The following is a 24,507-nucleotide window of genomic DNA, read 5'->3' on the forward strand; positions in this document are numbered from 1 at the left end:
GGATCCGTGCCTCAGAAGGTGAAGTTCAGGGCTGCGCCGAAGCGGAACCAGCGCATCGCCGCCGGGTCGTCCCGAATCTCGTGGCCGAGCGCGCCCTCGACCCGAAGGTCGATGTTGGGCAGGCTCGGGACCATGCCCGAGGTGAGGCCAATGGAGAGCCCGCCTTCGGCATACGGGGACGTTCGCGCCGGCACGGGCGCTCGCGGATCGGTCATCTCGTCGCGCAGCTGATGGTAGACACCGCCGGTCCCGAAGAGGCCGAAGGTGGCGGCGAAGTTCGCCGGCGATGTGCGCCACTCGAGCGCTGCCGTCGCGCCGAGCAGGAGCGCTTCCCGATGGAGCGGGGCCAGGGTCGAGAGATAAATGCCCTGCGCGCCGAGGCGCAGCTCGAGCTGGCGTTGGCGCGTAAGGGGAAGCCCGACGGTGAAGGCGCCACCGAGCGCAATCGCGCTGCCCCCGGGAAAAAGCATACCGCCGCCGAGGAGCTCGATCCGGTAGTCCGGCGACCGCCGCGTGATCCCGTTGAGCGCGACGGAGCACCCGGGGAACGCGGCCTCCAGAAAGAGCTCAGCAAAACGGAAGTGCCGCTCGTTGTACTGCGCGAAGCGACCGTAACTATGGTGGTCGCCCAGCTGCGTCAGGTCGGTCCGCACGCGCTCGTCGCGCGCCCACTGAGGGACGCGCCGCCGCACCGCGGGATCGTCCTCGCGGTACTCGTCCCCCATCCCGAGGATCTGGTGGCCCGACTCGTGGACAACGAACCCGGTGTTCATGGCCCGCGCGCAGATCGTGCCGGCGTCGCCGCGCCCGCCGCGATTGACGACGTTCACGGTCGTGTTCGGGCTCGAGGCATCGAGCGTCGCAGCGGGGACGATCTCGATGTCTCGGTTGGCGCAGTTGTTCTCGCACCCCGTGATCCGCGCGGTGAACTGGTCGCGCAGTCCCGCGTTGACCGCGGCGACGTACTCGCGCCCGATCTCCTGGACCCGCGCGGCGGAGAGCGGGGGCACCGCGGTCGTGCTGGCCGGCTCCTCGCAGATGCCCGGGGTCCCCGATGTCGCCTGCTGGACGAAGTTGAACTTGTACGGGAGCGTCATCTGGCAGGTCTGCGTGTCGAATCGCACGGCGACATCGCCCTGGCTGATGCTCTGCTGCGGAGTGCTCCCCACCGCGGGCGCGAACTCTTCCCGATGGACAGTGCCCGAGATGGTGTCCCCGGACCGGGTGGGCGCGCTCTGGACGGTCTCCACGAAGTCCGTGGTGCCACCGCCCGAGCGATCCTGGAACCTCCGCTGTCGGAACGGGGCCGCCTGGCGGGTGATGACGCCGCGGCCCGCGCCGCCTTGTCGCTGGACGACGTGCGCGAGCTCGTGCGCGAGGAGCTTCGCTCCTTCGTGTGTGGCCGGCGCGAACTCACCGCGCGCAAAGGCGATGTCGTCGCCGAGCGAGAAGGCGCGCGCGTGGATCGCGTCCGCCGCGTCGGCCGCGCGCGCGTGGTCGTGGATGCGCACGCGCGAGAAATCGTGCTGGAAGCGTGGCTCGAAGAAGCTCCGGACGCCGGGCGACATCGGCGCTCCGCCCTCCGCGACCGCCGCCGCTGCCGCGCCAGCGCCCGCGGCCGCCAGCCCGCGCGCGTCCGGCTTGGTCAGGACGACCCCGTCCTGCTCCTCCTCGTGCGCGGCGCATGCGCCGCACTTGCGGCGGATGACGGGCGCTGGCGCCGCCGTGGCGCCCTCGCCGCGCGCGGGCGGCGCGGCCGGATCCCGGGCAGGCGCCGGCATCCGCATGACCGCGTCCGCGAGCCGATCCGCCTCGTGCTCGAGCGGGTCGTCCACGGAGCCCACCCTCAGCTTCGGTTGAACCGCGCGCGCGGCGCCTTCGCTGGCGGGAGACGGCGGAGCCGAGAAGCGTCGCGCGAGCGTGACGCCCCCGGGCGCACGCGGAGAGGGCGTGTCGCCGCGCGGCGCCGCCGAGGAGGAGCGCTGTCGAGAGCATTCGCCGCATACGGGGGCCGCGGAGATGGCCCCGGGCTCCACCCCTGCCGCGCTCACGCCTCGGGTCGCTCCCGGAGACGGCGCCCGCCAGAGGGGGGGCTGCGCGCGCACCGCGCGATTCGCGATCGCGGGCTGCATTCCTCGAGCCAGCTCTCGGACATCGAACATGGAGATACGGTAACAGCGTATCAGACCGATGTCGACGCGCGATATGCGCTAGTCCTTCTCCGGTTCCGGTTCCGGTTCCGGGCCGGCGATGGGCTGGTCGCAGATCGCGCGCTCGGTATCGGTGACGCAGCCGAGGTCGAGGACCTCGGCGCGGCTCGAGGTCGCGCTCTGACAAAGGCGGTGCATGCCGCTCGGACCGCATTCGTCGCGGAGATCGACGAGGGTCGAGCAGTCCCGCGCCACGATCCGCTCGTGGCTCAGGCCCCGCTGCGCGCTGTGCGCGTCGGAGTGCGCGTCGGAGTGCGCGTCGGAGTGCGCGTCGGACCCGCTCGCGAGCCGATATTCGAGCCATGCAATGCGGTACGAGTCCCCCGCGCCTCGTCCGATCACCGCGAAGCGCCGCCCGGATCCATCGGTGAAGTTGCCCGTCCAGACAGCGACGAACGGGCTCCGCGCCCTCGATGCGTCGAGGATGCGTGCGCGGGTCTGCTCGGCGCAGGCATGGCCGCAGACGCCGCGGCGCGCGTCGTCGCGGAGCTCCTGCGCTGCGCCGCGCGCCTCAGGCTCCGATCCGGAGAGCATCTCCGGGATCACGCGCTCGAGCGTGCACGGCTCCGGCGGCCGCGCCCCAGGTGGCGTGCGTTCGCGCGCTTGTCCGCACGCGAACGACAGCGCGCTGCCCGCGATAACGAGCGTCCACGCGCAGTGCGTCCCCCACGCCGCCCTCCCCATCGACGCGCTTTGTACCATCACGGTGGAACATACACCAGCGGCGCTGCGCGCATCGAGGACACGCGGCTCCAGGCGCCGGCGCGCAAACGCCCGATCCATCAAGGAAAGGCGCGCGTGCTCGTCGACGCCGACGCCTTGCCTGTACGGATCTCCTACGGATGTGGCTATGGCGCGATCCCGCGCCGGGAGCCGGCCTTTGTCCTCGCGAGGGCCGACGCGGTGATCTATGCTGCATCCGCGTGCGCGAGACGATAACAGCGGCCAATGCGGCGCGCTCCGACGCGCGGGATACGCAGGTCAGGAGCGCGCGTGTAGGCGCCGAGACGCCCGAAGCGTCGCCACAGGCCCACGCCGTCGTCTCGCCAGTGCACATGCGCGGCTTTCGAAGTCGCCTGGAGTCCCGTGTCCGCGCCGCCGCAGATGCCGAGCTGCGCGACGTGGGGCGAACCGCGGAGGGGTGTCCATTCATCGAAGCGTGGCTCGCGTATTACGTGAACGCGTCCGACGAGCATCTCGAGCGCGCCATTCGCGTCTACGCGCGACCCCGCGAGCCCACGTTGGACGGGTATCTCTCCGCCGTCGATGAGCGAATCCGCCTCTCCGTGCGCAGGTGGCGCGCGAGCGGGGCGCTCGATACGCCGCCCGGCCCGGGGCCGGCCGTCCCGCGCGATCTCGCGACGCTCGGACCGGGGCGGCCGGTCGCGTCGGCGCTCCAGGGCGACGTGGAGCGCGATCTCGGCTTGCCGCTCGCCGATATCCGCGTGCACGAAGGTCCAGCGGCCGCCGCGGTCGCCGCCCGGCACGGCGCGCATGCGCTGTCCTTCGGGTCGGACATCGTGCTCGGGTCGCCGCGGGCGATCCCGCGCGACCTCCTCCTCCTGCATGAGCTCGCGCACGCCGCGCAGCAGCGGCCGTCGCCCCGGGGCGCCCCGGCGGGGGCCGCGGCGCTCGAGCGCGACGCGGATCGCACAGCGATGGGCCTCTTTGGCCGACGCGCGCTGAGCGCGGGCGACGCGAGCCTTGCGGAGCTCCACGCGCACGCCGAGCAGCACGGCGTCGCGGCCGCCGCGCTGGACGACGCGCGCGCCAGCCCGCGCCCGCGCCTCGTGAGCCCGCTCGGATTGCACCGCTGCGGGGGCGACGCCGACGAGGAGGCGAGCCAGGCGACCGCCACCAGCGCTCCGCCCGCGCGCGCCCCCGATGCGGCGGCGAGCCAGGGGCCCGTCGGGTCGAGCCAGGGGCCCGTCGGGTCGAGCCAGGGGACCGTCGCGACGGGGACAGCGCAGCCGGCGGTCTCGCTGCCGGGGTCCAGCGCGGCGCCCACGCCCCCCCAGGGGCTCACCGCGCTCCAGTCGGAGCTCGATCTCGTCGCGGAGCGCCTCGACAGCCTCGCGAGCGAGCGCTCGTCCGACGCCGCGCTCGCGACGGCGATCACCGGAGCGCGAACCGAGCTCGCGAGCACGCGCGCGCAGCTCGTCGGCGGCACGGTCGACGCCGAGCGCGTCCGCACCGCCCTCGAGATCCTCGAGCGCCTCGAGAGCATCTTCCCCTTGCTCGACGAGCAGGAGCGCGCGCTCGCGGGCCGCTCGGAGCACCTCAGCGCCGTGTCCGCGGTGCGGGCCAGCTACATGCAGACGCTCGGCCACCTCTTCGCGGCCGACGCGCGCGCCACCTTCGACGCCGCGGAAGCCGCGGCGCAGCGCCTGCCGCGCGCGCTCGTGAACGTGGATCTCGACGCGATCGAGCGGCACGCGGCGCGCAACCGGGAACACCTGCTCCCGTCGCAGCGGCTCGGCGATTGGGTGCAGGAGATGCGCACGCGCCTCGACGCGCTGGAGGCGCGCAGGACGGCGTCGACGTCCGCGTCCACCCTCGCGAGCGAAGCCGAGCTCGTGCAGCTCGGACTCGAGGGCATGGAGCAGTACGACCGCTATCTCCGCGCGTTCGAGTTCATGCTCCGGAACCGCCCGGGGGTGCTGGACACCCCGACCGTCAGCGCGATGAACCGCATCCGTGATCGTATGGAGGCGATCCGGCTCGCGTTCTACGCCGGGAACGTCGCTGACCTGCGCGCACGCGTGACGAGCGTCCGGGAGGACCAGCACCTCGACACGTTCTACCGCGCGCTCCCGGGGATGATGGGCACGACGCAGCTCATCGCGCGGATCGGGGTCGCGTACATCGCGGCGCTCGCGACCGGCGGCGTCGGAGGCCTCTTCGCCGGCGGAGCGCGGGCCGCGGCGACGGGGATCACGGTCCGCGGCGCGCTCAGCTTTGCCGGCACCGTCGCGCTGGAGACGCTCGTGTTCACGGGGGTGAACACGACGCTCAACACCTTCCTCTTCGGAGACCGACCCACGTTCGGCAGCGTGCTCCGCGATCTGGCGTGGAACGCAGGCTTGTTCACCGTTCTCCGCGCGACCGGCGCCGCGACGACGCGCGGCCTGCGCGCCGCGGAGCTCGAGGTGCTCTCCGGACCGGTTCACCTCGTCACGCCGTTCCCGATCCTCCAGGGGTACGGCATCCTCCGCTTCCGCGCGGAGCGCGGCCGGTGGCCGTCGCGCGCCGAGCTTGGCCAGATGACGGCGGAGAACGTGCTCACGATGGTGGCGCTCTCCGTCGGCCTGCGCGTCGTGCAGCGCTGGACGGCCTCTCGGCCCGACTCCGCGCTCCGCCGCTTCCGTGACGCATACGGGCTCCGTTTCTCCGGGCTCGAGGCGGTGCGCGCGAGCCTGCAGTCCGAGATCGCGGCGCTCGAGCAGCGCGGGGCGCCGGACGCCGAGATCGAGGCGGCGCGCGGCCGCCTGGAGGCGCTCGAGCGCGAGTTCCAGGCGCTCATGCGCGAGGTGCAGGCCGATCGGCGCGTCAACCTCGACGACCTGCGGAACGAGCTCGACACGATCCGCGACATGGCCGACGCGACGGGCTCCGAGCTGCTCGCGAGCGCGCTCGGGATCCCGGAGGCGGTCGCGCTCGAGCGCGCGGGGTCGCGCAGCCACACGTACGCGTCGGGGACGACGGGGTTGCTCTACGATGCGCTGAGGGCCGCCGGCGCGATCGTCACGAGGACGCAAGATCCGGCGACGGGCTTGCGTACGGTGGAGGCACGCTTCGGGAGCGAGCGCCCCATCCTCTTCCGGGAGCGCCCGGCCGGCGAGATCCGCATCGACCCGACGGGCGCCGACGTCCAGCTGCTGTTCACTGAGCTCTCGGTCACTCGCGCGGAAGCGCAGCGGATGCTGCTCCGCATGATGACCGAGCACCTGGCGCGCGAACCGACGCGGGACTTCGCGTGGGCGCTCACGCAGGTGCGACGCCAGGTGCGAGACCTCCTCGCGCGCCCCGGGGCGCGGGCGTCCGCCCAGGAGCTCCTCCTCGACCTGAGCAGGACGGGGCGCCTGCGCGCGGCCGCCGACCCCGCGCTCGTCACCGAATCGACGCAGCTCGAGACCGCCGGCATCCTCAACGCGCCCGAGTGGCTCGACGCCAGGAGCGCGCCGCAGTTCGACGGGGTCGTGACCGAATGGCTGGCGCGCGTCCGCGTGACGGTGCCGCCGGGAGGCCGGATCTTGCGCCGGATCCGGTTCATCGGGGACGCGTTCACCGACCCCGCGGGCACGACGCCGTTCGTCCGGAGGAACGGGCGCGCGCTCGTGAACACCGACGTCACCGAGCTCGACTACGCCGCTGTCATTTCCAGTGGCACCTCGATCGAAGTGCACACCGTGGCCAACGTGAAGGCGGGCAGTACGCAGGCTGCCGCCGCAGCGGCTCAGAATCGAAGCGCCCTCGCCGTCATTCGCGGCCCGACCGCGGCCGGGCTGCCGCAGGTCACCATCGACGGTCGACCGGCATTCGCTCGGGTAACCCGCGTCACCGCGCTGGACGGCGCGACCGAGGTGGATCTCACGGGACAGCTGACCGAGGCGCCCGGCGGCGCGGCGGAGCAGACGATCGGGCCCCAGGGGGGGAGGGGCTACACGGCCGCGGTGCCATTCGGACGAACCCAGATACGCGATCTGGCGCAGCTCCTCGTCGAGCGTCAGCTCATCACCTCGGGACGGTACTAGCCATGGCGATCGAGCTCTCTCTTTTCCTCCTGCCGCCGGGCGGGGCGGCGCCGCCCCGCCTGCCGGAAGAAGACGGCATCCCCAGGGTGGTCGACGGGGGCGGCGCGCGCGTCCACGACGCGCTCGACCTCTCCGACGCGCTCGGCCGCTTGCACCCGGTCGCGCGCGCGCTCATCGAGCGGAACGACGCTGCGGAGCCCGAGGAGCGACGCTTCGCCGCGTCGGAGCTCTCGCCGCTCTGCGCCTTGGTCGACGACGTCGGCGCTCGCCTGCGCGTGTGCGTGGACGACGCCGATCGCCCCCTCCGCCCTGCCGCCGAGCCGCTCCTCGACGCCGGCGTCTGCGTCGAGAGCGCAGGTCGCCTGGTCCTCGTGCGGAGTGGCCACGGCCTGCTCCGCGTGATCGACGATCTGGATGACGTCCGCCGGGCGCTCTCCTGGGCCGAGTCGCACGGATGGGCCGTCGCGTGCGACTTCGACCTCCCGTGACGCTCACGCTGCTGCCGTGTCCTCCGTGCCCTTCCTGAACGCGAAACTCGATCGACTTCCGCGCGTCGTCTTCGGCCGCCATGCGCGCGAGGTGCCCGCGTTCCGGAGCCTGGGAATCGCCGGCTATTACCTCGCGCTCGTCGTCATGGTCGGCGTCTCGGTGCTTCGCGCCGGCTCGCTCCTCGTCGCGCTCGCGGTCTCGGCGGCGTGCGCGCTGTCGTTCTTCGGATGGGCGCTGATCCGTCGCGCGGTCACGGGACGCGAGACGCTCGTGCTCCTCGAGCACGTCTGGATCGCCGAAGCGTGCGCGGCGGCGACGCTCCACGCGATGGGCGCGCCCATCTTGCCTTACCTCGACGCGGTCAGCCTCGGCCTCGCCTTCTTCCTCGCGTCAGGGCGGCTCGGCTGCCTGGTTGTCGGCTGTTGCCACGGCCGCCCGAGCTCCGTCGGCATCGTCTACGACGCATCGATCGCTGAAGGCGGCCTGCCGGAGCACCTCGTCGGTGTGCGCCTCTTCCCTGTGCAGCTCATCGAGGCGACCGGCCTCGTCGCGATCGGGCTCGTCGGGCTCGTCGGGCTCCCCTTCGCCGCCGAAGGGCGGGTGTTCGCTTGGTTCCTCGCATCGTACGCCGTCTTCCGGTTCGGCCTCGAAGGGCTGCGCGGCGACGAGCGCCCGACGTTCCTCACATTCTCGGCGAGCCGCTGGATGGCGATTGCAGAGCTCGCGTTCGCCGTCGTGCTCGTCGATGGCGCCGCCGGCATCCGCGATGCTCGCATGCTCGCCGCGGCCGCGTGCCTTGTCGCGCTGCTCGCCCTCGTGCTCGCGTACCGGATCGTCGCCGACCCGACGCGGGTGCTCCTCGCGCCGGCGCACGTCGCCGAGGTGCGCGACTTCGTGGCGTCGGCGGAGCGCTCGGACGCGCCGCGCCTTCATCGTACGTCGGCGGGGGTGTCGGTCGTCGTCTCGACGCCGCGCGACGCGCCGAGCGATCGGCTCGTGTCGCTCCATGTCCCGAAAGGGCGGCGCGATCTCCAGGCGGTGTGCGCGCTCGCGGCGCGCGCCTTCCCGGGGCTCTCGCCCGACCATACGCGCTGGATCGAGGGTGGGCTGCTCGTGACCAGGGTGACGTCGCGGCTTCTGGCGGACGACAGGCCGCGTGAGCGGGCGCTCTACTTCCGCGTCGCCCGCGACGCGCAGCGCGCCCCTGAGGGTGCCCTCGTCGAAGCCGCGCCGCGCGCTGAAGCTGATCTCCCTCGGGCGACGCCGGAGCAGGGGCGTCAGGGGCCGTCGTCGCGCTCGGAGATCGATTTCCGGCGAGGGCGCTTCTCGAGCGCGTCGCCCGGTTTCGATGCCGAAGCCGGGGGTGACGCGCAGCGGTGATCGGGCGCGTCGTCTGGCCGGCCTCTCCTTGGCCGCCTGAGCGCGGGTCAACGAGCTCTGCGCGCTCTTGCTTGCCGTTCTGATGAGGTCTGTTCGGCAGCATGAGATAGTGCACGATGCCGAGCCGCTCGAGCCCCTCCCGCATCTCGGCGGCCTTCATGGCACCTCCACGATCGCTGTAGGCGCCGCGCGGCAGCCCCCGCTCCTGGATCCCGTGGCGGAAGCCGTGCACGAGGCTCTCGATGCCCTCGCGGTCGAGGTACCACTGCGCGTGGCAGAACACCCGCGAACAGCCGCCGAGCAGGCCGAAGAGATAGGGTGTCTTCAGCGCGCGCGTGCAGGCGCGCCGCGGATCGGATACCCTGAAGGAATGAAGTCCCTCGCGGCGTGTGCCCGCCCGGCCCTCGTGATGGCCCTGGCGCTGGTGGGGTGCGCGTCCGGCCACGGCAGCCAGCCTGCGCCGCCCGCGGCGTCCTCCGTCCAGGCCAGCATCCCCGCCCGGGTCGGCATCCCCGAAGACGCCCAGCCACCCGTCCAGCTCATCGTCCCCGATCTCGCCGAGTTCGAGCGCCCCAACGCGGTGCTCCTCCCGGGCCGCGTCTTTCCTCTGGGTTGGTCGCGCAGCGGCCTGTTCGCCTATGTCTACGAGCCACCCGACGAAGCCTGTGGATGTTACTTCTTCCACCTGATCGTCCAGGATCTGGCCACCCATCGGATCACGTGGGAGCACCGCTACGAATCCGGAGAGATCCGCGAGGGGGATCCCGATCAGCTCACGAGCTTGCAGGCTGTGTGGCGGGCCCGCGGCGGCATGCTCTCCGCCCGCCTGCACGAGCTCGGTATCGTCCGGAGCAACGAGCCCGCGCTGCGGCCGTTCTCGACCTCTGACGGTGGTGGGCCGCGCGTCCAGATCCACACCACCGCGGTCGGCGATGACTCCCCTGTCGGGTTTGCCCACATCACGAGCTATCGAGTCGATATCACGACCCCACGAGGCACCACGACGATTCACCGCAGCGGGTCGCCGGAGACGCCGGACGAGACCGGGACGCCGAGCATCGGCCCCTTGGAGGTGACCGCTCCCGGCTACCTTCGGAGCCCCCATGACACCCGTGTGGCGGTGTTGATCCAGGAGACGTGGCGCGGCTGGGAAGGCCGCCCATACGTCGCGAAGCTCCTGTTCGCGGGCGCCGACCTCAACGGCGCCACACACTGACAGCGCCTGCACCGGCGCCGTGAGCTTCGCGCCCGCTCACGTCACCCACGCGGAGAGCTTCTTGGCCAGCTCGGCCGGCTTGCTCGAGCCCGACGCCCCCAGGAACTTCACCAGGTCGACGATCTGCGTGTGCCGGGCCCAGAACTTCTTGTAGAAGGCCGTCCGCAGCGCCTCCCGCGCGGTGGCGACGCCCCCCTTGCCGCCCGATTTCTCTGTCGCGAGCGCTGTGTTCTCGGCCGCTGTCGCGTCCACCGCCAGCGCCACCACCGTGGTCTCCTCGTCGGCCACGATCTTGGTGAGCGCGGCGTCCGCGGCCAGCTTGGCGTCTCCGCTCACCAGCTTCCTGAGGCTGATCACGAGGCCCGGATAAGCGATGCGCGCGGCCAGGTACTCCTTGATGTTCTCGCCCTCGCCGATGGTCTTCCACGACACCGTCTCGTGCGGGAGCAGGTCCTTCTCTGCCAGCCCGAAGTCTGCCATGAGCTTCGAGGCGAGCACGAACGACGAGCGCTTCTGGGCCGCGTTGATGTCGCCGTGGAGGTACCACTTCTTCACCTTGGTATCCGGGTCCCTGTTGTCGCGCGCCACCTGGTAGAGCTCCGCGTCCTTCATGGCGATCAGCCGCGCCTTCAGGTTCGGCGACAGCTCCATCGCCTTGATGGCGGTGCGGTTCGCGGTGATCGTGGCGGTGTCCTTGGAGCTCGACGGCAGATCGAGCGCGTCCTCGGCGCCGCTGTGCTCGATGCCGATGGCGTGAGAGTTACTGGACGTCTCATATCCCGGCTTGGTCTTGCCGACGTGTGACACCTTCTTGTCGACCGGCACGGTCAGGGTGATCTTCCCGTTCTCGTCGATCAGGTAGTGCGCGCCGATGGTCTGATTCGCCGCGATCCGGCTGCTGTAGCCGGCCAGCGTGCCGCTGCCCGAACTGCTGCCGGTCTGGTGCAGAATCACGCTGTTCACATCCTTCTTGGGCAATGAGCCCGACGCGAGCTTTCCGTATGTCTCCGTGCGATCGTCAACGGGCACGTCCTTGTAGTCGCCCATCGTCATCGAGGTCCAGGCGCGCATGATCCAGCCCTTGCCCGTTCCCGCCGCGACCGCCGGCTTGCCCGCCTTGAACACCGGCCCTTCGACCTCGACCCAGTCGGCCGAGCTCGCCTTGAGCGTCACGGTGGCACCCGTCTGGAAGAACAGCCTGACGCCACCCGAGACCTGATAGGTCGCCTTGTCCGACTTGCGCAGGAAGCTGTCCTCGCGCATCACCCCGCTCGCATAGTCCTTGCCGGGGTCGTGGCCGGAATCGGTCGAGGTGCTCGCCGGGGCCGGCGTCGCAGCAGGCTTGGTCGGGGCCGGCGTCGCGGGCGGACTGGCCGGTGTCGCCGGCGGCTTGGCCGGCGTCGCCGCCGGTGTCGCGGGCGGCTTGGCAGGCGCCGGCGCGCCGCCCGCCACGGGGATCGTGAGCGTCTGCCCGATCGCGACGTCGGTCCCGGTCATTCCATTGGCCTTCTGGATATCGGCCACCGATACCCCGTGCGCCTTGGCGATCGAGTAGAGCGTGTCTTTCGCCTTCACCGTGTAGCTCACCGAGCTGGGGCCGCCCGCGACCGGGATGGTCAGCACCTGCCCCGGGGCGATGGTGTTGCTGGTCAGCTTGTTGGCTGCCTTGATGTCGTCTACCGTGGCGCCGTAGATGCGCCCGATGCTGTAGAGCGTCTCGTCCGACGCCACCGTGTGCGAACACGGCTTGCCGTCGGGCACGACCAGCGTCTTCCCGACCGACAAGGTGTCCGTGGCCTTCAGGCCATTGGCGTCGAGCAGCGCCTCCTCCGTGACACCGTACTTCGACGCGATCCCGTAGATCGTCTCCTTGGCTGCCACCGTGTGACACGAGCGCTGGATGAGCCTGTGGATTGAGCCAGGGCCACCGCCGCTCGGCAGGGCGCGCTGCTGGATCGTGTGCGTCAGCTCGTGCGCGAGCAGCCGGCGGCCCTCCACCGTGGAGGGCGCATATTCGCCGGAGCCGAACACGATGTCGCTCCCGATGGTGTACGCGCGCGCCCGCACCGCCCGCGCCCCGTCCGCGGCCTCGCTGTCCGTGTGCACCCGCACCCCGCCGAGATAGCGCCCGAAGCGCGGCTCGAACCAAGCGCGGAGCGAGGCCGGCAGCGGCTGTCCGCCGCGCTCCGCCGCGCGCACCGCGGCCCCGGTGTCCAGACCGGCTCCGGCGCCCGCCGACGGCGCGCGCTTGGTCTGGATCGTCGTGCTCTCCTCGTCTTTGCACGCCGCGCACTTACGTTGGATCGAGACAGGTGCCGAGTCGCTGGACCCCGGCTCCGCCGTCCGCATCACGTTGTCGGCTACCTCGTCCGCCTCGCGCTCGTACGGGTCTCCCGGGGAGCTGACGGTCGCCTTCCGCTGGATCGGCGGCGGCCTGACGGCGAAGCGGGCCCAATCGAACCGGGGAGCCGGCGCGACAGGTCCCGGTGCGACAGATTGAGACGCCTCGGCCTCCGCCTCTGTCTCCGAACCAGCGCGCGCGACGCGCGACCAGGGAGCGCTCGCGGGAGCGGGTAAGCGCGGCTCGAAGTCGCGCCGTCCCGCTTCGGTCAGCTCGGACGAAGTCGCCGCTCCGGCGTTGCTCGACGTGGCCAGCCGAAACCAGGGCGGGCTCATCGGCGGCGCATTGACCTGGCGCCGCGACGCAGGCTTCGCGGCAGGAGAAGGCGCCAAAGATGGACGCGGCTTCCGGTCGAACGAGAACATGGAGGAGCTCTCCTCGTCGTGGTTGTTCGGACCCTACCAGCTCTTGACGGGCATGCCCACGGCGATGTTCCTGTCGAGAGCGCTGTCCGCCGCCGGTGCAGCGGTCCGCCCGAGCGCTGCACGACAAGCCCGAGTCATGCGCGAATGCGTGGTCGCGCAAGGATCCGGTCGAAGACCAGGACGAACGAGCAACGCGGGGAGAAGGAACTCCAAGCGTATCGGAAACATCAAGCCCCAATTGCGGGACCTGCCCCCGTGTTGACCGAACATTCCTTCTATGCGATTCGACACCCCCTGAAAAAGTAACGCCATATCAACAGTTTGGCCATGCATCGAAGGGACCACGCTCACGCCACAGCTCTCGGGGTCGAGCTGGTGGAACTCCAGATCCATCGGGCACCGGAACGCCGCTGTTCCGGCGCGCAGGCCGACCATCGCACACCCCGGCTCGGGTCTTTTTCAGCGTGGTGTAAGAAATATTACATGGCCGAGTGAGCTCGTTGGATCTCTCGGTTTTTGTAGGCGGATCAGTGGATCTGTACTTTTCACGTTATGTCAACTGCCGTTCGTTGGTGGGAAATTCTTGACAGGTCGGAATGGCTTCGCGTGGGCTATCCTCTCGAAAGCACGCTCCTCCCGACCACGACCCACCCGTCCCGCCTCGCTTGAATCTTGATCATCGCAACACGTTCATTCGGAACGCCGAAGGGTGGGTGGACCGTGTTTCGTCGTTTCTTGTGAACGGTGGTGAGTATCCTCACTGCAGGGAATTCGCGGCGCGAGAGCGGCCCGTTGTCGCGCCTCTCCAAAGGCGAGTAATCTCTTTCCGAGATAGCGAACACGACATGAGCACGTATGAACTTCTCCAATGGTTGGGGCTCGGGGCGGGCGCCCTCGTCCTGGTCGCGATCGTGGCGAGCGCGATCAAGCTCTCGCGCGCGACGGACGCGGTCTGGCCGAACTGTGCGACGAGGTACGGGCTGACCTTCGATCAACAGAACGAGGGCAACGCGCTCACGTCACAGCGCCGCGCCAAGTCGCTCACCGGCGCCGTGCAGAACGTGCCGCTCCGCGTCATCTCCACCTGGAGCATGGTGGGCAACACCAGAACCACCTCCACGGCCTTCTATGCGCGCTCGTTGTATCCGGCGCCGCATCGCTTCTCGCTCCAGATCACGCGCGGCGCGGGTGGCCCGCAGTACCACCTGGTGCCGACGGGCGACCCGAACTTCGATCGCATGATTTCGCTCAGGAGCGACTCGCCCGCCCTCTCTCGTGCGCTCATGAACTCGGCGGTGAAGGCAGCGCTGCTCAAGCTGCCCATGAATCAGATCGGGCTCTCATATGACAACGGCGAGCTCTGTCTCTCCTACGGCGGTCAGCCGCTGAAGCCCGCCGAGCTCGAAGCCCCCATTGACGCCCTGGTCGCCCTGGGTCACTCGAGGTTCGCATGATGGCCTCGCCCTCCGACCCGCGGCAGGCGTACCTCCGAGACCTCGGAGCGGCCCACGGCTTCACGCTCGAAGAGCTCGAGATGAACCGGCAAGGGCGCCTTCATCCGGCGCAGGCCAAGCGCGGCAAGAGCTCCGGCATCGGCTGCGGGGTGTTCTTGCTCCTGCTCGGGTTACTCGTCGCCGCCGGGGGCGTCGGAGGTGCGCTCTACCTCCACGACGATTACTCGAAGCCGATCTCCGACACCGACATGAACGGGCTCTACGCGCTCGGCGGGGGCGGCGTCGTGCTGGGCGGGTTGCTCGGTATCGGCGCGCTGTTGACGTTCTGGAAGGTCAGCGCGAGGCGCAAGGCGTACGCCCAGAGCCCCGCGCTGGTCGCCCAGGGGCCGCTCCAAAAGGTGCACGTCGACGGCCGCGGCGGCATGCCGAGCCAATGGCGCTACACGATCGGCGGAGTCGCCTTCGTCGTCTCGCAGAAAGCGTGGGAGCTCACGACGCACGGCGCCCACTACCGCGTTTATCACCTGGCGGGCGATCTTCTGAGCATCGAGCCGCTGTGAGAGCTCTCAACACATCCGTGATGTAGCGGAAGCTGACGCAGCGGACGAGCTCCTCCGGGGTCATGTCCACGAGGAGCTTCCAGAGCGGTTTGCCCGCGATCTTCGCCCACAGATCCCAGGCGGCGTTGACGACAGCGGCCGTCGCCAGGTGGAGGGGGCCGGAGCGGCGGGCCGGCTCCTGTCCCGTGACACTGTCACGTGACACTGTCGCGTGACAGCGGGCCGTCGCACCGTGACATCGCGCCACCTCACGCCCGCCCTCGCGAGAGAAGCCGGCCGAAACACATGGCCGCGCGTGCGGAACCGGCGGGCATGAGCATTGCCATGCCTGCCTGGCGCCCGGTGCACGCCCGTCACGCGGGCCGGCGTCCAACAGGACAGCGACAGGCACGTCATGCAGCACGCCCGCTGAATGCCCTCCATCGTGGACCTGCCGACTTCCATCTTGGTTCAATCTTCGGGCATCAGCGAGAGAATGATATGAAACGTGGACGATGGGTCGCCGTCGCAGCATTGATATGCAGCTGCGATGGCACGAGCGTCGCTCCGGGCGGCGCGCCGAGCGCCGGCGCGGCGCGACCGTCGAACGAGAGCATCCTCGGGTTCGAGGACGCGAGCGCGTGGACGCTCGATGGCGGCGCCGCGCAGGCGAGCGACCAGCGCGCGCACGGCGAGAAGAGCCTCGAGGTGCCCGGCAGCGGGTACCACGAGCTGGTGAGCGCGCCGCTCAGCACCCTCGCGGCGGTCCACTCCACCTTCTCCATCAGCCTGTCGCTCCCGGAGGCGCCGCCCGGCGCGGAGCCGCTGGGGCACGTCCACCTGTTCGTGGAGCTGCCCTCCCAGGGGATCGAGCGCCGGTTCATCCAGGAGGTCGCGCTCCCCCGGGGAGCGGCAGGTCGGTTCACACGCGTCGATTTCGAGCTGCCTGCCGAGCTGGTGGCGGCGCTCCAGACAGAGTACGACGACCTGCGGCTCAAGATCGCGCTCGATCTCCCGCAGGGCGCCGACGGCCCTTGCCGGCTCGACGCCATCCGCCTCGGCGCGACGGACGAGGCCCCGAGGCTCCGCGTCGCCGAGGACTACGCGAGGTCCTCGGCGAAGGGGGACATCGTGGCTCAGGGGACATTCACCCTCCGAGGCCGCGTCGAGGACAACACGCTGGCGCGATCGGTCAGCGTCAGCGTCGGCGATGCGCCAGCGCAGGCGTCGGCGCTCACGCCGGCAGGAGAGTTCTCCATCGACCTGCCGCTCCGGAACGACCCGGGTGAGTTTCTGACGCCCAACCGGGTCCACGTCGTCGCGACCGACATCGACGGCAACGAGAGCGCTTCTGACATCGTGGTCGTGTCCCTGGCGCCCATGGTGCCGGGCGAGCTCATCGTGAAGTTCAGCTCCGGCACGTCGGCGGAGGAGCGCGGGAGCGTCCTCTCCGGTGTACAGGGCGCGCTCGCGCGGCAGATCACGCCGGACATGGGCGTGGTCACCGTGCCGAAGGGGACGGAGAAAGAGGCGCTCTCGGCGCTCCTCGCGGGCGGCGAGCCGGTGCGGCTCGTCCTGCCCAACCTGATCGCCGTGCCGACCTACGCGCCGAACGATCCATACTATCATACCCAAAACTGGTACATCGAGGCGATGAACGTGGACGCCGCCTGGGATATCCAGCGAGGATCCCACGATGTCGTCGTCGCGGTGGTCGACAGCGGCGTGATTTACTATCAGGCGGCGTACTACGGCACGGACAATTGCAGCGGTCCGGGCCCTCATCCGCTGGTCGACAACATCTACCTCAACGCGGACGAGTGCTGCGCCGCGCCCCCGTGCAGCAGCGACTGCATGCCGCTCACGACGGGCGGGACCTGCCCGCGGTCGGACCTGAACGGCGACGGCTGCCCCGGCGCCTGCGGAGTGGACGACGACGGCGACGGCGCGGCGGATCTGCTCGATCCCGACGTCGCGCGCATCTACACGAACCACCTGGACGACGACGGCGACGGCTCGATCGCCGACGAGATCGGCCCCGGCGGCGTCGCCTGCAACGCCCTGCCCCCGGGCGCGCTGCTGGGCGCGCCCGAAGGACAGGACTGCGACGGGGCCGCGCGAGACGATGACGAGAACGGCTATCCAGACGACTGCCGCGGCTTCCAGTTCGCGCGCCCGGGACACGACCTCGGCGGCAGCCCGCTCAGGCCGAACGACCCGTCGCCCGTGGACACCGGAAACACGCACGGAGACATCGTGGCGGGGGCCCTCGGCGAGATCGGAGACGACTGCACCGGTTACACCGGCGTGATGCAGCGGGTCAAGATCATGCCCCTGGGCAACGGGCGCCTGGTGACGCGCATCGTGAACGGCACACCGACGACCGTCGCCGCCCCGACGTACGATGCCATCCTCGAGGCGTACCAGTACGCCGCGCGCAACGGCGCGCACATCGTCAACAGCTCGTTCGGCGGCAGCTTCAACAGCTGGACGGGCATCTCGTACACTCCCGAGGACGCCCTTCGAGAAATGACGGAGGCCGTCTGGGACCTCGGCGTGTCTCACCTCTTGTTCGTGACCGGCGCGGGAAACGGGGGGACCAACCTCGACACGGTCGATTCGTTTGGAAATCCGCTCCTCGCCAACTTTCCCGCTCATCTCGGGCTGCCCAACAAGATCGTGGTCGCGGCGAGCGACCAGTCCGGCAATCGCTCCGTCTGGCCGGGCGGCCAGTCGTCCGACTATGGCGCGAAGACGGTCTCGGTCGCGGCGCCTGGCACGAACACCTTCCTCGGCGCCAACGGCACGTCCCTCGCCGCCCCGATGGTCAGCGGCGTTGCCGGGCTGCTCCTGTCCCAGCACAGCGAGCTGCGCGGCGACCCCGTGCGCGTGGTGAAGATGATCGAGCAGACCGCCGCGCCGCTGCCCGCGTTCGCCGGCCTCACCCGCACCGGCGGCATCGTCGACGCGCACGCCGCGCTCACCGCGCCGCTGCCTGCGCAGCCGCTGTTCACCGACGGCACGGTGGGGCGCGTCCCGCTGGGCACGACGACCGCGACCAGCGACATCGACCTGATCGACATTGACAACGACGGTGATCTCGACGTGTTCATCGCGCCCTACTCGGCCGCTCTCATGCAGCCGCGCCTGCTCAGGAACGACGGCGGCCACCTCGTGGACGTCACGGCGCTGCAATTCCCCAGCGTGCTGGTCAAGCACACCGATGTGGATTCCGGCGATGTGGACGGTGACGGCGACATGGACCTCATCGCGGCAGCTTACTCCGCCACGGGCACGACGGCGTCGAAGCAGGCCGCCCTGTACCTCAACTCCGGCGGCACCTTCACGGTGGCCACGACCGGGCGCCTGCCATCGACCACGATGTCGGATCGCGCGGTCGAGCTCTGCGACGTGGACGCCGACGGCGATCTCGACGCGTTCTTCGGGAACGTCGCGCCGGGCAACTCGACGCTGCTCATCAACGGGGGCAACGGCGTGTTCACCGACCAGAGCAGCTTCTGGCTCGGCGCCGCGACGCAGGGCATCACGGTGGAGAAGGCGCTGTGCGCGGAGATCGCGGACGTCAACGCTTCCGCGTGCGCTGGCCGCCCTGCTGCCCTGTGTGGGATCTGCTCCGATCCCAGGCGATCGGTCGCCGGGCTCGTGGCGAGCGGCGCGGTGACGCCGGCCCAGCAGGCGGATTGCCTCGCGATCCGTCACGCCATCTACCCCGATCTCATCCTGGCCGGCCCCACGAGCATGTTCTTGCGCAACACCCAGGGAGGCGCGTTCGTCAACGCCAACGGTCGTCTGAGCGCCAGTGCGCCGGTGACGACGTTCGGGTCGGTCGACGTCGAGGCTGCGGACCTCGACACCGATGGGGACCTGGATCTGGTGTTCGCCCCCGCAGGCGGAGATCAGACTGTCCTGCTCTACAACAACGGGACCGGGTACTTCGTCAACGTGACGGCGAGCCGGATCAGCATGCACGCCTACGACGCCGACGCTCGCGAGGTCGAGGTCGGCGACTTCGACATGGATGGCGACGTGGACATCATCATGCTGCGGGGCGACATCCCCTCGATGTCATCGCGCAAGCACTCGCTGTACAGGAACTCCGGAGGCTACTTCGCCCAGATCGACGCCCCCTGGCTCACCCAGACCCTCCTCTTGACGGCGGACGGGGACGTCGGCGACATGGATGGCGACGGGGACCTGGATCTCATGCTGGGGAATTACAGCCAGGCGAATCAGCTCCTGCTCAACACGACGGTGCCCTGAGCGAGAGGCTGTCAGGGAGAAGGCATCAGCGGAACGTGGCGTCCGCAAGGTCGATCCTGCTGGTTCCCGCGCCTGCCGATCGAGGTCGCGCAGCCGGGCGCGTCGGAGGCGCTTTGCCGTCGCCCGGCGAGGGGTGAAACACGTTCCAGATGGCCTCTCCTTCGCTCGCGTGGTATCCGGCTGGAGCGCGGGTCGTGCGCGATGCGAACAGCGGCGCCCTCCGGAGGTCATCGATGTTGAACACAGCGGTCGGAAGGTTCCGTCTCGTCGCCTTGGGCGAGGGAGCGTCGTTTCTCCTCCTCCTCGGGGTCGCGATGCCGCTCAAGTACTTCGCAGGCTTTCCGGCCGCGGTCCGCGTCGTCGGTATGGTGCACGGCCTCTTGTTCGTGCTCTACGTGTTCGGCGTGATAGAGGCGGTGGCCGCCGGGCGCTGGTCGGTGGGGCAGGGGCTCCGAGCGCTCCTCGCGTCGCTGATCCCCTTCGGCCCGTTCGTGCTCGACGCCCGCCTGCGGCGGGAGCAACAAGAAGAGGCAGCGGCGCTGCCCGAAGCCGCGTCCGCCGACAGCGGCGCGGCGCATCGAGGCTAGCGGGAGCATCGATGGCACTCCCCTCGACGCGAATGGACTTCCGCATCGACCTCTCGCACGTCGATCGCGGCCGGGAGGCGAGCGAGCGGGTGATCGTCGCCCGCCACCCGTCGGAGAGCGCCGAGCACGTCATGCTGCGGGTGCTCGCGTATTGCCTCTTTCACGAAGAGGGCCTCGCCTTCGGCCCAGGGCTCGCCGACGCCGAGGGGGCAGACCTCTGGACGCGCGATCCCGCGGGCCGCGTCCTCACCTGGATCGAGTGCGGCGCGGCGCCGTTCGAGAAGCTCAAGAGAGTCGTGCAGCACAACGCGGGCGTGGCCGTTCACGCGCTCTTCTCGGACACGCGCCGGCGCGACGAGCTCGTGTCCGGCGCACGTGAGGCCGCCTCGCGCGCGAGCAAGGTCACCGGCGCGATCTCGCTCTCCACCGTCGACCACCGCCTCGTCGCCGCGCTCGCGGAGAACACGGGGTTGCGGCGCCAATGGGCGGTCACGATCGTGGGCGATCACCTCTATATCGAGGCCGACGGCAGCACGCTCGACGGCGAGGTCGTCCGCTCGCGGCTCGAAGAGCCGTGATCGCGTCGCGACAAGAGGGCAGGTTCTAACCTCCGGCCGTCGCGCTGCAGAGGACGCGAGCGGCCCACTCCGGGCTCAGAACCGCATTCCCCTGTCAGGGATCCAGCCGCACCGCGATCGCGTGCCGGATCGGCCCCCGCGGCGCCATCTCGCGCGCGCCGCCGTCCTCGCGCCACGCCACGCCGGTCGAGGGTCCGCCGTCCAGGTTGAGGGCCTGCTCGCATCCGCGCGCGACCAGCATGTCGGCGAGCAGCCCCAGCGTAGGCCCGCTCTGCGCCCGGTCCCCGCGCGCGACGATGGCCTCCATGCGCCGCCCCCTGTCGAGCACGCACAGCGCCGTCCGCTCCGCCCGCGGGCCGCCGTCGCTGCGCACGTTCCGGCGGCCGGAGAGCACCAGCCGGGGCAGCCCCTGGACCGCGAGGTGAGCGCCGGGCGAAAGGACGAACCCGGCGGCGTCGTGCAGGGCGGCGCGACCGCCGGAGACCACCAGCACGCCGCCCCCGAGCGAGGGCGCGAGCGGCGCGAGCTCCCGGCCATCGACGACGACGAGCCCCTCGGGTCTCCTCTGTCGATCGAAAAAGCCACCGTTGATGACGAACGACGCGCGGGTGCGTTCGAGCACCCCCGCGATGTCGCGCGACATCTCGACGTCGACGACCTCGAAATGGGCGTTCGCAAGGCGGAACGCGAAGACATGGACGCGGTAGTCCTCTCCCTCGACGGTCATCACCTCGGGCTGGACGGGGGCGCCGGCGGCCGGGCCCTGCGGGGGGGAAAGCGTCGCCGGAGCGGGCGGCGGGGGCTCCGGAGGAGCGGGCGCGCTCGGCGCTATGCGCCGCGACGCGAGCGCAGCGGCGCCGAGGAGCGCGAGCGCCGCCATCGACAGAAGCGCCTTCGGGGAAGCGCGGAGCGTCACGAGCCTGCTCTGTGCGATCCCTAACGCTTTGCGAGCAGCGCCACGATTCGGGACTGATCGACGCCGTAGATCTCCGCGAGCCGCGGGACGCGGTCCGATGCCGGAAAGGTCAGCGCGCGCCGCAGCGGCTCGTGAGGATGGTGATCGAGCACCCAACCCCCGAGCTGCCGGCGGATTTCCGCTTCGCATACGCCCTCGACGACCTCGACGCCCCCTTCGCGCAGGATGCGAACGCCTTCGCCGTCGACGCGCGGGTTCGGGTCGTTCATCCCGATCACGACGCGGGCCACACCGCGCTCGATGATCGATCGCGAGCACGCCGGCGTGCGGCCGTGGAACGAGCAGGGCTCGAGGGTCGAAAGCAGCGTCGCTCCGACCACGCTGAACCCGCGCGCGTGCGCCGCGCGTGCCGCGGCGATCTCCGCGTGATCTTCACCCGGCCCCAGGGTATGCCCGCTGCCGAGGAGCTCCCCGGCGGCGCTCACGATCGCGCAGCCGACCCAAGGGTTGTCGCCCGTTCCTCCGCGCGCCCGTTCGGCCTCCTCGATCGCGAGGCGCATCCATTTCTCGTGGTCGTTGCTCATCGAACGCAGGCATGACCCTACCTCATGCCGGCCGTGTACGCGATGAAAGCTCGGCCGTGCTCATGAAACGCACGTTCACCACGTCATGAGCTCGTCGCGAATCCAGCTCGCCCGCCTGCGGAGAAAGTCCTTGAGCAGGCTGATCTCGGCGTCGTAGGACCCATCGAGAGGCGGCGAATCCGGCCAGCGCGCGAAGTTTCTCTCCACGGCCGGAGCTCCCGCCTTGCGCACCAGGCCGTCCACCATGGCGTCGAGCTCGTCGGGCGCGAGCTCGCGCTCGAGCAGCGCCAAGAATCGCGCCTTGTACCGCGCCTTGAACGCCGGATCGCGGAACAGGGGCCCCCACCAGCCCTCCGTGAAGTAGTCGGTCCCGTCGGAGCCCTCGAGCTTCCACTCTTCCGGCTCGAACGCGCGTTCGTCGTAGGGCGTTCCGAGGCTCCGGTCGAAGTCCCACACGGGACCGGCCGAGAGCAGGCCCTGTCGATCTTTGAAGAAGTACGTGCTGATCCGCAGGGCATCGACGTTCTTCGTCAGGGCGCCGAGGATGTTGTGGTCGATGAAGGCGTCTTGATCGATGAAGCTCGAATAGTGTTTGCCGCTGCTGGGCTGCTTGAAGTCATCCGCGTTGACGGCCTCGCCGAAGTCGTCGATGTAACGGCGAATGTAGTCGAGCTGCGGCTTTCGCGCGCGCTCCAGGATCTCCTCCGGATCGGGGTACACGAACTGGAGGTCCAGGCCGCCGGCCTTGAATTGATCGTCGCCCTTGTCGACGCGCAAGATGAAGCCGCCGGTCACGTCCGGCTCCGTGAGGTCGCCGGCCGAGAGCTTGGCCACCGGGACGCGATCCTTACCGCGCTTGATCTTCTCGATCGCCGTGTAGAACCCGAGGAAGCTCTCCTTCCCCACGTCAGCCCCCGAGTCGACGAGAAACACCTCGACGAAGCTCGTACGCGGCGCGTACCGGCCGATGCGGTTGCTCATCTCGAAGGCGAGCGCGTTGCGGATCAGCGAGCGGTCGAGGCTCACCGGATCGCTCAGCACCCAGTCGGAGTCCGCCGGCATCCCCAGGAGCGCCTGGTCGAGATCCGTGTCCAGAGCGTCGTCGCGAAATTCGACGGAGTATTGCTTCTTCGGAAACTCGCGAGACGTCGCGCCGCGGACGTGGATGCCGATGCGGCTATCGAAGCTCGCGCGGCCGAGGAGCTTGGTTTGCCCGGCGTTGGGCTCGAGCAGCATGAACGTGGCCGGGACGAACTCGGTTCCGAGCGGGTCGAGCTCCTTCGACTCGAAGGTGTGGATCACGACGATCGGCAGCTCCGAGCTGAACTCCGCGCTATCGGCGTCGATTTTGAAATACGCCTCCGTCGCGATCGGCCCGAGGCGGTCGGCTCCGTCGCTGTCCTCGCCCCCGTTGCCCCCGTTGCCCCCCTCCCCGGAAGGCGCGGCGTGAGGGACGACGGCGAGGGCGCGCACCCGCGTGGACGCGGTGAGCACGAGCGGCTCGGCGTAGACAGGCGAGCTCGAAGTGGGCAGCGAGCCGTCGGTCGTGAAATGCACCACAGCGCGCTCGTCCTCGACCGTGAGCTTCACGGGCTCGGACGCCTGGAAGGTGCCTCCCTTCGGCGTGAACACGACGGCCAACGACTTCGTTGCAGGCGTAGGCGTAGGCGTAAGCGTAGGCGTAGGCGCAGGCGCTTTCGTGTCATCGCGCGCCTCGCTGGAGCAGCCTCCGAGCGAGGCCAGCACGAACACCCCCGCGATGCGCAGCGCCACGAGCTTCGATAGGTCAAACATTCCCGCACAGTTTACTCGGGTCGCTCGTGAATTCGAACGAGCGCGTGATGGGTCTCGCGTCCTCTTCGAATCGAGCCGAAATCCGGGCCAGTCCTGCGCGTGTCGGAGGGTTCGCGATGAGTAGGCATGCTCGCGACATCGACGCCAATCGACGCGAATCGACGCCCGACCCCGCGCCACGTCTCGGCGTCGCGCGTCGGCGGGGGCTGAGCGGTGGGGCACGGAGGAGCCCCGGAGGTCCCGTCTAGGCGGGCTCGAACGCCTTGCTCGACGCGTACCCGCGCGCGGCGGACCGGATCTTCGCGATCTGCGCCGCGTCGAAGGAGACGGGCGCTCCGGTGCGCGCGTAGCTCATCACGTTGTCGTCGACGCCGCTGTGCCCGAGCCCGAAGAAGTGCCCGAGCTCGTGCGCGAGCACGGTGGGCCGCGCGTTCGCCGCGAGGATGACGAAGCGCCGCTCCGGCGTAGCCCGGTGCCTCCAGTGCACGCCCATCCGGAAGCGCCGCGGATCGTCGACGTCCCGCAGCGACGCGACCACCATCACGTTGATCCGGCGCGCCTCGATCGCCGAGGCGAGCGCGTCCCGATCCTCGCGCGTCTCGATCCGCGAAAACCGCGGGGCGAGCGCGCGCGGGCCGACCTTGCGCAGGGCCACGCCGGCGGGCTCGAACAGCCGGACCGCCTCGGCGATCTGCGCGTCGATCCAGGCGTTGTCGCGCACCGGCTTCCCCGCCTCCTCCTCCGCCACCGCGATCGAGAGGGGAAACGCCGGGAGGGGCGCGGGCACGCGCCCCGCCGCGCGAGCCAGGCACGGGGCGAGCGCGCCGGCGGAGAACAGGCCAGCTGCGGCGATCACGGCGCGGCGGGAGATCATGGATGAGGCCCTATACCATCGCCGGCCGACGATCGCGAAAGCGCCGGCGAGCCGCCGCCGGGGAGAAGGCATCATAGAAACATGG

16 protein-coding genes and 1 pseudogene are annotated in these 24,507 nt (G+C 70.2%); 9 read left to right on the top strand and 8 right to left on the bottom strand.

The genetic code is table 11. From position 1 onward, the window contains the following. Positions 1-11: 11 nt before the first annotated feature. Entirely contained in the window at positions 12-1,835 is a 1,824-nt protein-coding gene (locus tag WMF14_RS45125; protein ID WP_437796714.1) for an eCIS core domain-containing protein, read from the bottom strand. 375 nt (positions 1,836-2,210) lie between these two features. Then, a complete protein-coding gene (locus WMF14_RS45130) occupies positions 2,211-2,915 on the bottom strand; it encodes a hypothetical protein (RefSeq protein ID WP_437796716.1) in 705 nt (234 codons plus the stop codon). A gap of 416 nt (positions 2,916-3,331) precedes the next feature. Here WMF14_RS45130 and WMF14_RS45135 point away from each other — a divergent pair, with 416 nt between their 5' ends. From WMF14_RS45135 to WMF14_RS45150, 4 genes are all read left to right on the top strand, one after another. Continuing rightward, positions 3,332-6,964, top strand: a complete 3,633-nt coding sequence (locus WMF14_RS45135) for an eCIS core domain-containing protein (protein WP_437796718.1) — start codon at positions 3,332-3,334, stop codon at positions 6,962-6,964. A 2-nt stretch (positions 6,965-6,966) separates the two neighbouring features. Beyond that, on the top strand, positions 6,967-7,452 hold the full coding sequence (locus WMF14_RS45140) for a hypothetical protein (RefSeq protein ID WP_437796719.1): 486 nt from the start codon (positions 6,967-6,969) through the stop codon (positions 7,450-7,452). Between the two features lie 16 nt (positions 7,453-7,468). After that, positions 7,469-8,833 carry a prolipoprotein diacylglyceryl transferase family protein gene (locus tag WMF14_RS45145; RefSeq protein WP_437796721.1) on the top strand — a complete coding sequence of 455 codons (1,365 nt, stop codon included), beginning with the start codon at positions 7,469-7,471 and terminating at the stop codon, positions 8,831-8,833. A 370-nt stretch (positions 8,834-9,203) separates the two neighbouring features. Then, positions 9,204-10,049 carry a hypothetical protein gene (locus WMF14_RS45150; protein ID WP_437796723.1) on the top strand — a complete coding sequence of 282 codons (846 nt, stop codon included), beginning with the start codon at positions 9,204-9,206 and terminating at the stop codon, positions 10,047-10,049. Between the two features lie 36 nt (positions 10,050-10,085). Here the strand turns inward: WMF14_RS45150 and WMF14_RS45155 are convergent, their stop codons facing one another. After that, the gene (locus tag WMF14_RS45155) at positions 10,086-12,398 is read right to left on the bottom strand and encodes a LysM peptidoglycan-binding domain-containing protein (RefSeq protein WP_437804410.1); all 2,313 of its coding nucleotides are present in this window, start codon (positions 12,396-12,398) and stop codon (positions 10,086-10,088) included. Between the two features lie 1,262 nt (positions 12,399-13,660). Here WMF14_RS45155 and WMF14_RS45160 point away from each other — a divergent pair. Then, entirely contained in the window at positions 13,661-14,269 is a 609-nt protein-coding gene (locus WMF14_RS45160) for a hypothetical protein (protein WP_272096020.1), read from the top strand. Continuing rightward, positions 14,266-14,829 (top strand): hypothetical protein, encoded by a 564-nt coding sequence (locus WMF14_RS45165; protein ID WP_272096021.1) that lies wholly within the window; start codon positions 14,266-14,268, stop codon positions 14,827-14,829. Before WMF14_RS45160 ends, WMF14_RS45165 begins: the two co-directional genes overlap by 4 nt. Positions 14,830-14,838: 9 nt before the next feature. On the opposite strand, the pseudogene WMF14_RS45170 reads toward WMF14_RS45165, so the two are convergent. Next, a pseudogene (locus WMF14_RS45170) lies at positions 14,839-14,983 on the bottom strand (fuconate dehydratase); the annotation flags it as partial. A gap of 326 nt (positions 14,984-15,309) precedes the next feature. Between WMF14_RS45170 and WMF14_RS45175 the strand changes: the two are divergent. From WMF14_RS45175 to WMF14_RS45185, 3 genes are all read left to right on the top strand, one after another. Then, a complete protein-coding gene (locus WMF14_RS45175) occupies positions 15,310-19,089 on the top strand; it encodes an FG-GAP-like repeat-containing protein (protein WP_437796725.1) in 3,780 nt (1,259 codons plus the stop codon). A gap of 233 nt (positions 19,090-19,322) precedes the next feature. Further along, a complete protein-coding gene (locus WMF14_RS45180) occupies positions 19,323-19,676 on the top strand; it encodes a DUF3817 domain-containing protein (protein ID WP_437796727.1) in 354 nt (117 codons plus the stop codon). An 11-nt stretch (positions 19,677-19,687) separates the two neighbouring features. Then, positions 19,688-20,254 carry a YaeQ family protein gene (locus WMF14_RS45185; protein WP_437796729.1) on the top strand — a complete coding sequence of 189 codons (567 nt, stop codon included), beginning with the start codon at positions 19,688-19,690 and terminating at the stop codon, positions 20,252-20,254. 94 nt (positions 20,255-20,348) lie between these two features. Here the strand turns inward: WMF14_RS45185 and WMF14_RS45190 are convergent, their stop codons facing one another. The 4 genes from WMF14_RS45190 to WMF14_RS45205 all read right to left on the bottom strand — a co-directional run bounded on the left by WMF14_RS45190 (position 20,349) and on the right by WMF14_RS45205 (position 24,422). Next, positions 20,349-21,170 carry a phosphodiester glycosidase family protein gene (locus WMF14_RS45190; RefSeq protein ID WP_437796731.1) on the bottom strand — a complete coding sequence of 274 codons (822 nt, stop codon included), beginning with the start codon at positions 21,168-21,170 and terminating at the stop codon, positions 20,349-20,351. 20 nt (positions 21,171-21,190) lie between these two features. Beyond that, on the bottom strand, positions 21,191-21,754 hold the full coding sequence (locus tag WMF14_RS45195; protein ID WP_437796732.1) for a deaminase: 564 nt from the start codon (positions 21,752-21,754) through the stop codon (positions 21,191-21,193). A 75-nt stretch (positions 21,755-21,829) separates the two neighbouring features. After that, complete coding sequence (locus tag WMF14_RS45200; RefSeq protein WP_437804412.1) at positions 21,830-23,386, bottom strand: CotH kinase family protein; 1,557 nt, start codon at positions 23,384-23,386, stop codon at positions 21,830-21,832. Positions 23,387-23,792: 406 nt separating this feature from the next. Then, a complete protein-coding gene (locus WMF14_RS45205; protein ID WP_437796734.1) occupies positions 23,793-24,422 on the bottom strand; it encodes a hypothetical protein in 630 nt (209 codons plus the stop codon). Positions 24,423-24,507 lie beyond the last annotated feature (85 nt).

Source organism: Sorangium sp. So ce693 (genome assembly GCF_051521375.1).
Classification (GTDB): Bacteria; Myxococcota_A; Polyangia; order Polyangiales; family Polyangiaceae; genus Sorangium; species Sorangium atrum.

What these genes read in the sequence shown, in the direction of transcription:
- WMF14_RS45195 (WP_437796732.1), bottom strand. Translation starts at nt 21,754, where the DNA reads ATGAGCAACGACCACGAGAAATGGATGCGCCTCGCGATCGAGGAGGCC.
- WMF14_RS45150 (WP_437796723.1), top strand. Translation starts at nt 9,204, where the DNA reads ATGAAGTCCCTCGCGGCGTGTGCCCGCCCGGCCCTCGTGATGGCCCTG.
- WMF14_RS45175 (WP_437796725.1), top strand. Translation starts at nt 15,310, where the DNA reads ATGAAACGTGGACGATGGGTCGCCGTCGCAGCATTGATATGCAGCTGC.
- WMF14_RS45185 (WP_437796729.1), top strand. Translation starts at nt 19,688, where the DNA reads ATGGCACTCCCCTCGACGCGAATGGACTTCCGCATCGACCTCTCGCAC.
- WMF14_RS45205 (WP_437796734.1), bottom strand. Translation starts at nt 24,422, where the DNA reads ATGATCTCCCGCCGCGCCGTGATCGCCGCAGCTGGCCTGTTCTCCGCC.
- WMF14_RS45165 (WP_272096021.1), top strand. Translation starts at nt 14,266, where the DNA reads ATGATGGCCTCGCCCTCCGACCCGCGGCAGGCGTACCTCCGAGACCTC.
- WMF14_RS45180 (WP_437796727.1), top strand. Translation starts at nt 19,323, where the DNA reads ATGTTGAACACAGCGGTCGGAAGGTTCCGTCTCGTCGCCTTGGGCGAG.
- WMF14_RS45155 (WP_437804410.1), bottom strand. Translation starts at nt 12,398, where the DNA reads ATGCGGACGGCGGAGCCGGGGTCCAGCGACTCGGCACCTGTCTCGATC.
- WMF14_RS45140 (WP_437796719.1), top strand. Translation starts at nt 6,967, where the DNA reads ATGGCGATCGAGCTCTCTCTTTTCCTCCTGCCGCCGGGCGGGGCGGCG.
- WMF14_RS45160 (WP_272096020.1), top strand. Translation starts at nt 13,661, where the DNA reads ATGAGCACGTATGAACTTCTCCAATGGTTGGGGCTCGGGGCGGGCGCC.